Genomic DNA, 13,304 nt, shown 5'->3' on the forward strand with positions numbered 1-13,304 from the left:
AACGAAATGTTCACAAGTGTAAAAGTAATATTAAATATTCTGAAATCCATTGAAGGTGTGTTGAGGTGTTGTTACCATAATATTGTATTATATTGATTTTGTTCCTTCAGTGGAAAAATACAATCAATATAATGCTACAAATTATCGGAGGTGCTTTTAGTGGGCATTAAGAAAAAAAGTCGTTTTATGTTTGGATCTGTTTTATCGTTAGGTATTTTAGCTAGTACTTTCGCTTTAACCGAACCGGCTAAGGCTAGTACAAGGGATGACCATGTGAATTTTACCTTTAGACTTTGGAGTCCATATGATTATACTAATGCACGTCCTAAAGAGACGCCTACCTCTATGTATATGCGTGTGAAGAGCAGTGAGAAGGGCGGAGGTTCTTTCAATGTTTGGACAGAAGCAGATAAAAATAAAAATGCAGAAGATAGAAAATGGGTAAATGTTTCAGGTAAGCATGAAGGAACAGTGATACCAGGTAGAACATATCTTTTTCAAAATTATGCATATGAAAACCATGGGAAAAATGTGCCTGTGAGATTTGGTGGTTATTCTAGAGAAAATAATGCTTATCCTACTGCTTGGAGTCCTGATAGTGTAAGACCTAGTGGACCTTACATTGAATATTGATTTAGAAATTATAAATTGAAATTATTTATTTTATAGTGCTAGAAAAAGTCGTATAGTTTCAAATCCGGATTATACGACTTTTCCTGCTATTTCATTTTTAAAATAGGAGGAGCTGTAATGAGGTTTATTTCAAAATATATTTTAGTTTGTTTTTTTATATTGAGTATTAGTTTCTTAGTTTCTTGTCAAAAGAAAGTAGATGAACCTATTGTACATATTGAAGATACTTTAACGGAAAAAGATAATTTGAAAAGTATTGAATTAAAAGGAATTAACAAAAATACTATTTTTGAACAAGTGTTTTTGGAAAGTGAAAATGGTGATGATTTCTTTCAAGGACAAATAGAAAAAAATGATAGTTTAATAGAGGATAAGCTTTCAAATGAAAAATTGAAATTAGGAGTTATACCAGAAAATTATTATGTTTTTTTGACGGGTGTTACGAATAAGAAAAAACCAACGTATCTCTTGGGACGGATTGAACAAACTGATGGAGAAGTAATTCAGTGGAAACAAGAAGTTAAGAGTGTAAAAAGAAAAGGTGCAAATGATGTTTATCAGTATGAAGTTGAGTTTCCTAAATTTGAAGGAGAGAGAGCAAATGTTTCTTTTCGTTACATTTGGTTAAATAAAGAAAAGAAATGTTATGGTGTTGCGGATCAATTGTTCATATTAAAAAAGATTTAAATTTAATGGTTTATGGAGGAGCTATAGATGAGTTACTTTTTAGGAAGGATTTTAAAAGGTAGGATGTTTTGGTTGTCTTTATTTATTATGTTAGTAATTGTTATTGCTCAATATATTGCTATGTTTGTGACAACTAAAGGATTTAACGATGCTGGGATTATAAAGGTATCCCCATATTTATCTAATATTTTATATTTTAATAGATTATCGTTTTATAGTGAGTTTTATTTACTTATATTTCCTATGCTTTCCGCAATGGCTGTAGCAGGGATTTATAGAATTGATAAAAATTATGGATTTATTTATCCTGTTATTTCTAAGATGGGAACATGTTATTATTTTAAGCTGCTTTATTTTATTAATTTTATTGTATCTTTTTTTATTATAAGTGTCCCTTTACTATTTAATTTTTATTTATATGTGATGACTTATCCAACAGTTGCTCCGCATCCAATATTAAATTATATGGCTTCTACTGTTTCGCCAACAGCTCAATTTCATATAGTTTATTATAAGTACCCTACTTTATATTTTCTAATGTATGTATTTTTAAATGGTTTATACGGTGCGGTTTTTTCGAGTTTAGCTTTATCAGTTTCGTTTTTTATAAAACGAGTTTATTTTATTTATTTAGTTCCATTTATTTTACATATTTTTTGGCTTGGTATTGGAAAAGGGATTCTCAATCCTAAAGATTATTTAATTAAAGATTTTGGCTTTTTTGAATTACAAATTTTTCTTAGTGTACTGTTATGTATTTGGTTTTGTTCTGTAGTTCTTTATTTACGGGGGAGTAGGAAGCATGTTCTTTTATAATGTTATGAAAGAAACTATAAGGATGAAATATGTTTGGTTAAGTATTCTTTTTGTACTTAATGTTAGTATCATTGGTTGCTTGTTCAATTATTTTGAACCCGGAATTGTAAAAGAGAAAATGAACGAATTGGAAGCTTTGTATAAGGTTATGTCGTTGTATAATTTGTCGACTATATTTATTCCTTTAACAATTGTTTTTTCTGTATATTCTATGTCGAACTTTTTTAGTATTTATGTTGTTTACAGAGTGAATAATGTATTGAAATTAGTTTCTATATATTATTTAAAATTATTCGTTTTTGTTTACTTTTTTGCTGGGAGTATGATTTTACATTTGTTTTTGATGTCAACTATGATGGCTGTAACTAGTGTTGATGTAAATTATCCATTATTATTTTGCATTCAATTATTTGCGAGTGTTTTTATATGTATGATAAGTGCTTTATTGCAATTATTTTTACCTAGTTTACTTGTAATAATATATATGATTACTGCTGTTTTATTAGATAGATTTATATTACATGGATTTTTATTTACAAATGCTTTTTATATAAATGTCTTTGAAGATGCTACTGGTTTATTTATACGCTTATTTGGCTGTTTTTTTATCTTTTTTATAAGTGTATGGATTTTATCTAAAAAAAGTTATATTTCTATGAATGATGAGACAGAGGTGGTCTAGTTTACATTATGATCTTATATTATTTGTTAAAAAGAGATTTATATGTAAGGTTTCGAGATTCCATCAAGATACTGGTTTTTTTATTCTTAATTTACGCTATTATTGCAATTGCCTTTTTATACAATCAGCCTCTTAGTAATGGTAAAGAATCTGTATTAGTAGATGTTACCTTTTATCGATTTTTTCATGGAGTAGATTTTGTGGATTTATCTTATTTTTATAAGGAGGGGCGATTTTCTATCCCTTTTTATTGGATATTCTTTCAAATCACTCCTTTGTTGCTTGTAGGGAATTTTGCTTTTTCAGATATTCAACAGAATGGTGTTTATTTATTTCCTCGTGTTAAGAAGAAGCATTTTCTGTGGTTAACGAAAATATTATCTTTGTTTTTTTATATAATTATTATTTGGATTGGTATGTATTTTATTTGGTTTAGCGCTTACTATTTGCTTTCTTTAGGCGAGTATAATTTTTTAAATTTATATAGTCAATTTCCTTATAAGATATTAGGTACTATGCTAATTCAAATAATTATAAGCTTTTTATTAGCTTTGATTTTTGAGTTTTTAACTTTTTATATACCGATAACTATTGTTTTTGTACTAATGTTGTTGTACCTATTTTTGTCTATTTTCTTTCATAGTATTTATTTTTTAGGCTCTTTTGTTATGCCAAATCGTTGGTATTTTGTTGATCACAGTTCAATTCAATTGACTTTAGGTAATAATCAATCTATTCAATATAATGATTTACTTTTAATAGGAGTAGTAATTGTTGTTGTAATGATTTTATTAGGTAGTTTTTGTTTTAAAAAACTAGATGTGATAGGTGAATAATTTATGGACAATTATATTAAATGTGAATGTATGACGAAAAGATTAAAAGGAAATATTGTGTTAGATAATATTAGTTTGTCAGTAAAAAAAGGCGAATTTTTAGTTTTGAAGGGGCATAATGGCTCTGGTAAAACGATGATTTTACGCGCTATATCAGGGTTAATGCGCTTGAATTCTGGAGTTGTTTATATAGATAATGAAATAATTGGAAAACAAAAGCAATTTCCTGATTCTATGGGAATATTGATTGAATATCCAAGTTTTATTCCAGGGTATACTGGTTTTCAGAATTTGAAATTTTTATCATCGATTAACAATAAAATCTCCGATGAGGAGATTTATAATATTATTCAAAGGGTTGGACTTGATAAAACAGATAAGAGAAAGTATAAAAGATACTCTTTAGGTATGAAACAACGTTTAGGGATAGCGCAAGCTTTAATGGAACAACCAAAATTACTGTTATTAGACGAGCCAACTAATGCTTTAGATAGTGATGGGATAAAAGATGTTTTAGATATTTTGAAAGTAGAAAAAGCCAAGGGAACGACTATTGTTGTAGCCAGTCATGATGTGCATGTTCTAGATAATGAAATGGTAGATCGTATTGTACATGTTAATAATGGAAAGTTGGTAGATTAAGAGTGACGAGAAAACATATCTTAATAAGTATTGGATTGTGTCTGTTGCTATGTATATTTGCTAGTTTATTAAGATTTAAAACATTAAATCTTAATAATGAATCTTATAAAGTGGTAAAAGATGAGTTTTTATCTAATAGAACTTTTGAAGATGGGCAAGGAGTTACGTTTCATGCACTCAATCCTCTTGATCCTACAAAAGTTTATGATCCCTATGAAGACCGTGAAGTAGTGACGTATGTTTTACCTTTAGATATTACAAATACAACAAATCGAGATATTAACTTGCTTAGTAATAAGTCTATTTCCGATACAATGTTTTATTCTAAAATAGGTGAGTTTTATAATTTAATCCCTTATTCAATGGAATTACCTAAAAAATATCAGTTTGATCCTGTAATACCTGCTGGTAAAACAGTACGAGGGTATATAGGGACAAATTATTTTATAGGAGATGACCCTTATAAAAATTATAAAAACTTTTCAAATGAATCAACTAAAGTGAAATTCATTTCTTGTATAAAGGATAAAAAAGGGAAATATCATGAATTAGAAATACCGATAAATTAATAAAATTTATGATTGATACAGCTATATTTTAATGGTGTTTGTAGATCTTGCAACATAACAATATCTTTTAAAGTCGGAGTTTTTTTGTAGGTGTAAGTATCTATGGATGCTGCACCTGCAAAGTTTCCGGCTTTTTGTAATTGTCGATTTAGATTTTATTAAGGAATTTCTGGTAGTCATATTCTTTAAAAGGAAACTTGAAAGAATATGACTTAGATTTAATACGAAATTTGTAACGTGAAATTGAAATAGCGAGACAGAGAAAAGGAACGTAACAAATGAAATAAAAACTTTTTTTGAATATAAGGCCCGACATCTTGCCGATTGTTGTCATAGTTATAAGACAAGTGTTACAATTATCATTAGGTATATACATTTTAGTTTTTTTAATTAGGAGAAAAATTGGCATAACATACATTTGATTTTTATAACGACTGATTGTAATAGAGAAAAAGAAAAACAATCGGAAGTTTTATTTTAATAAAAAGAGGAGCGTATTTCCTATGATCGGTATTTTAAAAAAGGTGTTTGATGTAAATCAACGCCAAATTAAACGTATGCAAAAGACAGTTGAGCAAATTGATGCATTAGAGTCATCTATTAAGCCACTAACTGATGAACAATTAAAAGGAAAGACGCTTGAATTTAAAGAACGTCTAACAAAAGGTGAAACAGTAGATGATCTACTACCTGAAGCTTTCGCGGTTGTTCGCGAAGCGGCAACTCGTGTTCTTGGAATGCGTCCATATGGCGTACAGTTAATGGGTGGTATTGCCTTACATGAAGGGAATATTTCTGAGATGAAAACGGGTGAAGGTAAAACGTTAACATCTACATTACCTGTATATTTAAATGCTTTAACAGGAAAAGGTGTTCATGTTGTTACAGTCAATGAATATTTAGCACAACGTGATGCGAGCGAAATGGGACAACTTCATGAGTTCCTTGGCTTAACGGTAGGAATTAACTTAAATAGTATGTCACGCGAAGAGAAACAAGAGGCTTATGCTGCTGATATTACGTATAGCACAAATAATGAGCTTGGATTCGATTACTTACGTGATAACATGGTTTTATATAAAGAGCAGTGCGTTCAACGTCCACTTCACTTTGCTATTATCGATGAAGTCGATTCTATTTTAGTCGATGAAGCACGTACGCCGCTTATTATTTCAGGACAAGCTCAAAAATCAACAGAGCTATACATGTTTGCAAATGCATTTGTTCGTACGTTAGAAAATGAAAAAGATTATTCATTTGATGTGAAAACGAAAAATGTAATGCTAACAGAAGATGGTATTACGAAAGCGGAGAAAGCTTTCCATATTGAAAACTTATTCGATTTAAAACATGTAGCACTTCTTCACCATATTAATCAGGGACTTCGTGCACACGTTGTTATGCACCGTGATACAGATTATGTTGTACAAGAAGGCGAAATCGTAATTGTAGACCAATTCACTGGTCGTCTTATGAAAGGTCGTCGTTATAGCGAAGGATTACACCAAGCGATTGAAGCAAAAGAAGGTGTAGAAATTCAAAATGAAAGCATGACGCTTGCAACAATTACATTCCAGAACTACTTCCGTATGTATGAAAAATTATCTGGTATGACTGGTACAGCGAAAACAGAGGAAGAGGAATTCCGTAACATTTACAATATGAACGTTATTGTAATTCCGACAAACAAACCGATTATTCGTGATGATCGTGCCGATTTAATCTTTAAATCAATGGAAGGTAAGTTCAATGCTGTTGTTGAGGATATTGTAAATCGTCATAAACAAGGGCAACCTGTTCTTGTAGGTACAGTTGCAATTGAAACTTCAGAGCTTATTTCAAAAATGTTAACGCGTAAAGGTGTACGTCATAACATCTTAAATGCGAAAAACCATGCTCGTGAAGCAGATATCATTGCAGAGGCTGGTATGAAAGGTGCTGTAACAATCGCGACGAACATGGCAGGTCGTGGTACAGATATTAAGCTTGGAGACGATGTGAAAAACGTTGGTTTAGCAGTTATCGGTACAGAGCGTCACGAAAGTCGTCGTATTGATAATCAGTTACGTGGTCGTGCTGGTCGTCAAGGGGACCCTGGTGTTACGCAGTTCTACTTATCGATGGAAGATGAATTAATGCGCCGATTTGGTTCAGATAATATGAAAGCAATGATGGACCGCCTTGGTATGGATGATTCTCAGCCGATTGAAAGTAAAATGGTTTCTCGTGCGGTAGAATCTGCACAAAAACGTGTTGAAGGAAATAACTATGATGCACGTAAGCAGTTACTGCAATATGATGATGTACTTCGTCAACAACGTGAAGTTATTTACAAACAGCGTCAAGAGGTAATGGAGTCTGACAACTTACGCGGCATTATTGAAGGTATGATGAAATCTACAGTAGAACGTGCTGTTGCCCTTCATACGCAAGAGGAAATTGAAGAAGATTGGAACATTAAAGGTCTTGTTGACTACTTAAATACAAACCTTCTTCAAGACGGAGATGTAAAAGAAGAAGAATTACGTCGCCTTGCTCCTGAGGAAATGAGCGAACCGATTATCGCGAAATTAATAGAGCGATACAATGAAAAAGAAAAGCTTATGCCAGAAGAGCAAATGCGTGAGTTTGAGAAGGTTGTTGTATTCCGCGTTGTAGATACGAAATGGACAGAGCATATTGATGCAATGGATCACCTTCGTGAAGGTATTCATTTACGTGCTTACGGTCAAATCGATCCACTTCGTGAGTACCAAATGGAAGGGTTCGCGATGTTCGAGTCAATGGTTGCTTCTATTGAAGAGGAAATTTCTCGTTACATTATGAAAGCTGAAATTGAACAAAACTTAGAACGTCAAGAAGTTGTTCAAGGTGAAGCTGTTCATCCTTCTAGCGATGGCGAAGAAGCAAAGAAAAAGCCAGTTGTAAAAGGTGACCAAGTGGGCCGCAACGATTTATGTAAATGTGGTAGCGGTAAAAAATATAAAAACTGCTGTGGTATCGTTCAGTAATATAGGACGGTAGCTTTGGCTGTTTTGCAAACTTTTATATCAAAAATGTATAATTAAGAAGGATTAAACTCTCTCCGTAATAAGTGGAGAGAGTTTCCCTTGTTTTCATACGAAAGTAACAGCAATTACATAGAGGTGAAGGAAATGGAATTAGTAGAAATTAGACAGGAATTAGAGAAAATGGCTAAGCGATTAGCGGCTTTTAGGGGGTCTCTTTGACCTCCCTACTAAGGAGAAACAAATTGCAGAATTAGAAGAAAAAATGATGGGCGCAGGATTTTGGGATGACCAACAAGGCGCACAAGCTGTAATTAATGAAGCGAATGCGTTAAAAGATATGGTTGGAAAGTTCCGTCAGTTAGATGAGACGTTTGAAAATTTAGAAATCACGCATGAGCTTTTAAAAGAAGAGTATGATGAAGATTTACATGAGGAATTAGAATCAGAAGTAAAAGGCTTAATTCAAGAAATGAATGAGTATGAGCTTCAGTTACTATTAAGTGATCCTTATGATAAAAATAATGCGATTTTAGAATTACATCCAGGTGCAGGTGGAACTGAGTCACAAGACTGGGGTTCTATGTTATTACGTATGTACACACGCTGGGCTGAAAAACGCGGATTCAAAGTAGAAACGGTTGATTATTTACCAGGTGATGAAGCTGGTATTAAGAGTGTAACTTTATTAATTAAAGGTCATAACGCTTACGGTTACTTAAAAGCAGAGAAAGGTGTACATCGTCTTGTACGTATTTCACCATTCGATTCTTCAGGGCGCCGTCATACATCGTTCGTATCTTGTGAAGTTGTACCAGAGTTCAATGATGAAGTTGAAATCGAAGTACGTACAGAAGATTTAAAAATTGATACGTACCGAGCAAGTGGAGCTGGTGGGCAGCACGTAAATACGACAGATTCAGCAGTTCGTATTACACATACACCGACAAATACGGTTGTAACATGTCAGTCGGAGCGTTCTCAAATTAAAAACCGTGAGCATGCGATGAAAATGTTAAAAGCGAAATTATATCAAAAGAAACTAGAAGAGCAACAAGCAGAATTAGATGAAATTCGCGGAGAGCAAAAAGAAATCGGATGGGGTAGCCAAATCCGTTCTTATGTATTCCACCCGTATTCTCTTGTAAAAGACCATCGTACAAATACGGAGGTTGGTAACGTACAAGCTGTTATGGATGGAGAGATTGATCCATTTATTGATGCTTACTTACGTTCTCGCATCTAATAAGCGAAAAAAAGCCAACGAAATTGTTGGCGCATGCTGAGGACAATAGAGGATATAAAGAATTTGATTTTATTTTTATAGATGAAGTAAAGAGGAAGAGAAGTTGGAAACGACAACTTCTCTTTTTGATGGGATTATATGTAGATTACAATGCTGTATATTGTTTTGTAAAAAGTAGAGAATAGTAAAATAGAGCGGTAATAGGGTAAAGATTTATATAGAACTTTTCTAATTTTCCTTTTAAAAAGGATACTTTATAGAAGTTTTTTAAGTTGTTCACAGAATTGAAACAACTTATGAAAGCTTTATTTTATCAAGGTTCTCACTGTATTTTTGAGGAATATAAAATACACCTTAGTTTTTCTATATAAAGATAATGCTTATAATGAAAATGAGTGTGTTAGGAATAAAAAGAATATCAACAATAGGGAGCGATAGAAGTGAAAAAGAAATTGTTGGCTATTGCGCTAGGGACATCGGTTGTTTTTGCTTTAGGAGCATGCGGAAATAAAGAAGAGAGTAAGTCTTCGAAACAGTCTGCAAGCACAGACAGCGCAGAACAAATTTTCCAAAGAAGTTGTGCGGGATGTCACGCAACAGATTTATCAGGGGCAACTGGACCTGATTTAAGAAAAGTAGGCGGTAAGTACGACGCTGCAGATATCGAAGAGATTATTAAAAAAGGCCGTGGTTCAATGTCACCAGGACTTATTCAAGGTGAAGATGCGAAAAAAGTATCTGAATGGTTAGCTGAACATAAATAAAAAAGGTGAAATGGGCGAGTTGATAATATAGTCAACTCGTTTTCCTTTTTTCTGGTATGTAACATAACTGTAACAAAAATGTATCCAAATTGGAAACCGTTTGATGTTACAATGAGGTTTGTAGAATTTTGCTGAAATATATTACATAGAGTGGTATTGCTTATGAGAAAGCATAAGTAAACTACCTTCAACAAGGATGACTAAATGAAAATGAAGGATGTCTTTTATTTTCAGATGTACAGAAAAGTATTTCGAAAAAAATCATTAAGTATTGGGTGATAAATAATGATAAAAATGACGAATGTTTATAAGGAGTACCCGAATGGTATGAAAGCCATTGCTGGTCTTACAGTTAACATTAAACAAGGTGAATTCGTATACGTAGTTGGACCGAGTGGAGCCGGGAAATCTACATTTATTAAAATGATGTATCGTGAAGAGAAACCATCTACAGGATCTATTAATGTAAATGGACTTACTATCGAAACATTGGCAGAAAGAGACGTTCCGTATTTTCGTCGTCAATTAGGCGTAATTTTCCAAGATTTTAAATTGCTACCTAAATTAACGGTATATGAGAATGTTTCGTTTGCTTTAGAAGTAATTGAAGAAGAACCGGATGCAATTCGTGAGCGTGTAACAGAAGTTCTAGGTCTTGTAGGCCTTGAAGATCGTGCAGACGCACTTCCAAGTGAGCTTTCAGGTGGGGAGCAACAACGTGTGGCTATTGCAAGAGCAATTGTAAATAGACCAAAGGTTGTAATTGCCGATGAGCCAACAGGTAACTTAGATATTGAAACAGCTCTTGATATTATGAATATTTTTACTCGCATTAATGAGCGCGGCACAACGATCGTTATGGCGACGCATAATGCAGATATCGTAAATACAATCCGTCATCGTGTAATCGCGATTGAAGGCGGAAAAATTGTTCGAGATGAGATTGAGGGAGGATACGGATATGAAGGCTAAGACCCTTAGTCGACATTTGCGAGAAGGTGTAAAGAATCTATCACGTAACGGATGGATGACATTTGCTTCTGTTAGTGCAGTAACAGTTACATTATTACTTGTAGGTGTCTTTTTAACAGCGATTATGAATATGAACCATTTTGCGACGAAAGTAGAGCAAGATGTAGAGATTCGTGTACACATTGATCCAGCTGCAAAAGAAGCGGATCAAAAGAAATTAGAAGAAGATATGAGTAAGATTGCAAAAGTAGATTCTATTAAATATTCTTCTAAAGAAGAAGAGTTAAAACGTTTAATTAAAAGCTTAGGTGATAGTGGAAAAACGTTTGAGTTATTTGAACAAGATAACCCACTTAAAAACGTATTCGTTGTAAAAGCAAAAGAACCAACCGATACAGCGACAATCGCGAAGAAGGTTGAAAAAATGCAGTTTGTTAGTAATGTTCAGTACGGAAAAGGGCAAGTTGAACGATTATTTGATACTGTAAAAACTGGTCGTAACATTGGGATTGCGTTAATTGCTGGTCTTTTATTCACAGCGATGTTCTTAATCTCTAATACAATTAAAATTACAATTTATGCTCGTAGTACAGAAATTGAAATTATGAAACTTGTTGGTGCAACAAACTGGTTTATTCGTTGGCCATTCTTGCTAGAGGGATTATTCTTAGGAGTATTAGGATCAATTATTCCAATTGGCCTAATTCTAATTACGTATAATTCGTTGCAAGGTGTGTTTAATGAAAAACTTGGCGGAACAATTTTCGAGCTTCTACCATACAGTCCGTTCGTATTCCAATTAGCTGGTTTACTAGTGTTAATCGGTGCTTTAATCGGTATGTGGGGAAGTGTAATGTCAATTCGTCGCTTCTTAAAAGTATAAAAAGTTGCAAACATAATTCGTACAAGCTTATCATATAGTAGAAATAGGTAAAGGCATCACACACTGTGTGATGCCTTTTGCTACACCACCTGTGTGTTTTGGAAAGGGGAATTCCGCATTGAAACGTAGAGTTGCAATTATTGGAATGGTTGTTGCATTTTTAATTGGTGCTGGCGGAATGTTTGCAGGCATGTCTGTATTTGGGGTTAACCCATCAGAAGTAACGCAAACAATTTCGAGTGGGAATGCTAGCACTGCGCAAGGGAATTTGGCAAAAATTAATGAGGCGTATGCACTAATTGATTCACGTTATGTGGAAGACGTGAAAGATGAAAAGTTAGTTGAAGGTGCAATACAAGGTATGTTGTCTACGCTGAAGGACCCTTATTCCACGTATATGGATAAAGAAACAGCCAAACAGTTTAGTGAATCGCTTGATCCCGAATTAGAGGGGATTGGGGCTGAGGTGAACAAGACGGACGGTAAGCTTATTATCGTATCGCCAATTAAAGGTTCACCAGCAGAAAAGATAGGAATTAAACCGAATGACCAAATTTTATCTGTAGATGGAAACAGTGTGAAAGACTTATCACGTGAAGAAGCAGTATTAAAAATTCGTGGTAAAAAGGGAACGACTGTCGCAATTGAAATTAAACGTGCGGGAGTAACTGATCCGATCGTATTTAAAATTAAGCGTGAAAAGATTCCAATCTTTACAGTATTTAGTTCTGTGAAGCAAGAGAGTGGAAAAGATATCGGTTATATGCAAATCACTTCTTTTGCTGAAAATACAGCGAAAGAATTTAAGGATCAGTTAAAAGAGTTAGAGAAGAAAAATATAAAAGGCTTAGTTATTGACGTACGTGGTAATCCTGGTGGCTATTTAAATAGTGTAGAAGATATACTAGGGGAAATTATGACGAATAAAAAGCCGATGCTACAAGTAGAGCAGCGAAATGGTGAGAAGAAGAAATTCTCTACGGAACTGAAAGAGAGAAAACCATATCCAATTTCAGTATTAATTGATAATGGAAGTGCTTCTGCTTCAGAGATTTTAGCGGGTGCGCTAAAAGAAGGAGAAGGATACGATTTAATTGGTGAAAAGACATTTGGTAAAGGTACTGTCCAGCAAGCTGTTCCATTTAAAGACGGCAGTAACATTAAATTAACGATGTTTAAATGGTTAACACCGGATGGGAACTGGATTCATAAAAAAGGAATCGCGCCAACAGTAGAAGTGAAGCAACCAAATTATTATCATGCGACACCAATTCAAATTGAAAAAACACTTTCATACAATTCAAATGATGTACAAGTAAAACATGCTCAAGAAATGCTTAAGAGCTTAGGGTATGTACCAGGTCGTGAAGATGGATACTTTAGTAAAGAGACAGAATCGGCTCTGAAAGCATTCCAAAATGCAAATGAGATGGAAGCGACAGGACAGCTTGATAAAAAGACAGCTGAAGCGATTCAAACTAAAATTATCGAAAAAATTCGTTCTGGAGAAAATGATCTACAATTACAGTCAGCATTAAAATTAATGGCAAAATAAGAAGAAATACA

Annotated in this window: 13 protein-coding genes and 1 pseudogene; 13 read left to right on the plus strand and 1 reads right to left on the minus strand. The window is 33.5% G+C overall.

Annotation, left to right across the window (positions count from 1 at the left end; genetic code table 11):
* The first annotated feature begins 159 nt into the window (after positions 1 to 159).
* The 7 genes from HFD78_RS09530 to HFD78_RS09560 all read left to right on the plus strand — a co-directional run bounded on the left by HFD78_RS09530 (position 160) and on the right by HFD78_RS09560 (position 4,865).
* A complete protein-coding gene (locus HFD78_RS09530) occupies positions 160 to 633 on the plus strand; it encodes a hypothetical protein (protein ID WP_000511548.1) in 474 nt (157 codons plus the stop codon).
* 117 nt (positions 634 to 750) lie between these two features.
* Positions 751 to 1,320: a hypothetical protein gene (locus HFD78_RS09535; RefSeq protein WP_044584982.1), complete on the plus strand. Its 570-nt coding sequence runs from the start codon at positions 751 to 753 to the stop codon at positions 1,318 to 1,320.
* A gap of 27 nt (positions 1,321 to 1,347) precedes the next feature.
* Complete coding sequence (locus HFD78_RS09540) at positions 1,348 to 2,136, plus strand: hypothetical protein (protein WP_000120044.1); 789 nt, start codon at positions 1,348 to 1,350, stop codon at positions 2,134 to 2,136.
* Positions 2,123 to 2,818, plus strand: coding sequence for a hypothetical protein (locus HFD78_RS09545; protein WP_191968067.1), 696 nt, complete (start codon positions 2,123 to 2,125; stop codon positions 2,816 to 2,818). Before HFD78_RS09540 ends, HFD78_RS09545 begins: the two co-directional genes overlap by 14 nt.
* Before the next feature lie 71 nt (positions 2,819 to 2,889).
* Positions 2,890 to 3,654: a hypothetical protein gene (locus HFD78_RS09550; RefSeq protein ID WP_033667451.1), complete on the plus strand. Its 765-nt coding sequence runs from the start codon at positions 2,890 to 2,892 to the stop codon at positions 3,652 to 3,654.
* A gap of 3 nt (positions 3,655 to 3,657) precedes the next feature.
* Complete coding sequence (locus HFD78_RS09555; RefSeq protein ID WP_000371027.1) at positions 3,658 to 4,296, plus strand: ATP-binding cassette domain-containing protein; 639 nt, start codon at positions 3,658 to 3,660, stop codon at positions 4,294 to 4,296.
* A 41-nt stretch (positions 4,297 to 4,337) separates the two neighbouring features.
* Positions 4,338 to 4,865: a hypothetical protein gene (locus HFD78_RS09560; RefSeq protein ID WP_033668381.1), complete on the plus strand. Its 528-nt coding sequence runs from the start codon at positions 4,338 to 4,340 to the stop codon at positions 4,863 to 4,865.
* On the opposite strand, the pseudogene HFD78_RS30065 reads toward HFD78_RS09560, so the two are convergent.
* Positions 4,862 to 5,011 (minus strand): annotated as a pseudogene (locus HFD78_RS30065) (tyrosine-type recombinase/integrase); the annotation flags it as partial. The gene HFD78_RS09560 and the pseudogene HFD78_RS30065 sit on opposite strands and share 4 nt — an antisense overlap.
* Positions 5,012 to 5,368: 357 nt before the next feature.
* Between HFD78_RS30065 and secA the strand changes: the two are divergent.
* The 6 genes from secA (at position 5,369) to HFD78_RS09590 (ending at position 13,293) form a co-directional block, all read left to right on the plus strand.
* Positions 5,369 to 7,876, plus strand: a complete 2,508-nt coding sequence (secA, locus tag HFD78_RS09565) for a preprotein translocase subunit SecA (protein ID WP_000579388.1) — start codon at positions 5,369 to 5,371, stop codon at positions 7,874 to 7,876.
* Positions 7,877 to 8,020: 144 nt separating this feature from the next.
* A protein-coding gene (gene prfB / locus HFD78_RS09570) for a peptide chain release factor 2 (protein ID WP_096001716.1) occupies positions 8,021 to 9,119 on the plus strand; the annotation gives its coding sequence in 2 pieces (ribosomal slippage) (positions 8,021 to 8,092 and positions 8,094 to 9,119; 1,098 coding nt in all).
* A 440-nt stretch (positions 9,120 to 9,559) separates the two neighbouring features.
* A complete protein-coding gene (gene cccB / locus HFD78_RS09575; RefSeq protein ID WP_000727971.1) occupies positions 9,560 to 9,883 on the plus strand; it encodes a cytochrome c551 in 324 nt (107 codons plus the stop codon).
* 285 nt (positions 9,884 to 10,168) lie between these two features.
* A complete protein-coding gene (ftsE, locus tag HFD78_RS09580) occupies positions 10,169 to 10,855 on the plus strand; it encodes a cell division ATP-binding protein FtsE (protein ID WP_000594321.1) in 687 nt (228 codons plus the stop codon).
* Positions 10,845 to 11,738 carry a permease-like cell division protein FtsX gene (gene ftsX, locus HFD78_RS09585; protein ID WP_000645027.1) on the plus strand — a complete coding sequence of 298 codons (894 nt, stop codon included), beginning with the start codon at positions 10,845 to 10,847 and terminating at the stop codon, positions 11,736 to 11,738. The genes ftsE and ftsX overlap by 11 nt, the downstream gene beginning before the upstream one ends.
* Positions 11,739 to 11,856: 118 nt before the next feature.
* A complete protein-coding gene (locus tag HFD78_RS09590) occupies positions 11,857 to 13,293 on the plus strand; it encodes a S41 family peptidase (protein ID WP_000830313.1) in 1,437 nt (478 codons plus the stop codon).
* Positions 13,294 to 13,304 lie beyond the last annotated feature (11 nt).

Source organism: Bacillus sp. EKM501B (genome assembly GCF_011800505.1).
Classification (GTDB): domain Bacteria; phylum Bacillota; class Bacilli; order Bacillales; family Bacillaceae_G; genus Bacillus_A; species Bacillus_A cereus.